The organism is Kocuria sp. CPCC 205261 (assembly GCF_040981025.1).
Lineage (GTDB): Bacteria > Actinomycetota > Actinomycetes > Actinomycetales > Micrococcaceae > Kocuria > Kocuria marina.
Window position 1 is genome coordinate 1 of the sequence record NZ_JAVKPU010000034.1, and the last position, 1,425, is coordinate 1,425.

The 1,425-nt window shown below is 69.7% G+C and carries 1 protein-coding gene; it reads right to left on the minus strand.

The annotated features are described in order from the left end of the window. Positions 1 to 6 precede the first annotated feature (6 nt). On the minus strand, positions 7 to 1,314 hold the full coding sequence (locus tag RF646_RS13245; RefSeq protein WP_058955456.1) for an ISL3 family transposase: 1,308 nt from the start codon (positions 1,312 to 1,314) through the stop codon (positions 7 to 9). Positions 1,315 to 1,425 lie beyond the last annotated feature (111 nt).

Sequence of the window (1,425 nt, forward strand, 5' to 3'; positions counted from 1 at the left end):
GGCTCTTCAGGATCCAGGGTGTAGTCGCGGCCTGAACCCGCCGGTCTCCAGGAGCGATCTGGCGATGTAGTTGGTGAGGTTGCGGAACCCGAGCGCGGAGCCGCGCAGGTGTTCGAGCCGGCCGTTGATCGCCTCGGTCGGGCCGTTGGATGTACCAGGACGATCGAAGTAGGCCAGCACGTCGGTGGCCCGCTTGGTCAGGGTCCGGCCGAGCGTGATCACCTCGCTCAACGCACCCGGGACGCCGTGGCTGAGGGAGTGGATCAGCCGCTGCATCAGCGCTCGGCCTCGGGCCCGGTCGGGTTCTCGGTAGGCGGCGATCATCCTCTGGTAGATCCCCCAGGTGGCCTCGACCTCGACGTGGGCGTCGGCCGTGAACAGCTTCTCCAGCCGGTCCCGCTGCTTGTCGGTGAGCAGGTCCGCTCCGGTGTGCAGGGTCCGGCGAGCCGAGTAGAGGGGATCGCCGGCCCGGCCGCGGTGGCCACGGGTGTCCTGCTGAACGCGGCGCCGGCACTGATCCAGGGCATCGCCGGCCAGGCGCACGACGTGGAAGGGATCCATGACCGCGGTCGCCTCGGGCAGCTCCTCGGTGGTGGCGGTCTTGAACCCGCTGAACCCGTCCATCGCGACTACTTCCACGCCCTGGCGCCAAGGGTTCTCGCGCTCGGCCAACCATGTCTTGAACGCCTGTTTGGAGCGGCCCTCGACCATGTCCAGCAGCCGGGCGGGACCCGTCCCGGCGCGAACCGGGGTGAGGTCGATGATGACGGTGACGTACTTGTCGCCGCGGCGGGTGTGGCGCCAGACGTGCTCGTCGACGCCGATGACCTTGACCCCGTCGAACCGGCCGGGGTCGTCGATGAGCACCCGCTTGCCCTCGGCCAGCACGGCGTCGTTGGCGGTGTTCCACGAGACTCCCAGGCCTTCGGCGACGCGGGCCACGGTCAGGTGCTGGCACACGATCCCTTCCAGCGCCCACCGCAGACCGCGACGGGAGAGCCTCGCCCGCGGCTCGGCCGCCTTGGTGGTGTCCTGGCGCCACACGTGTCCGCACCCGGTGCACCGGTAGCGGCGAACCGTGACCAGCAGCGTCGTAGGTCGCCAGCCCAGCGGCTCGTGCGCCAGGCGCCGCACCACGGTGTCGCGGGGCGTGCCCTCGCAGCCGCAGCGTCGGCACCACTGGTCCGGTTCCAGGACCCGGCAGGCCAGGATCGCCTGCTCGGGCTCGAGGCGCTGACCGACGACGTCAAGACCGAGCTCGTCGAGACGGCAGAAGGTGGTCAAGTCAGGGCAGGCGAAGGTAGCGTCAGGCACGTCGAGGTCTTCCAGATGAGGCGTGTAGGAACCTTCATCTTCGGGAGGCCTCGACCCCTATCCGGCGACCGACGCGCCGACCCCAACTACACCCTGGATCCTGAAGAGCCG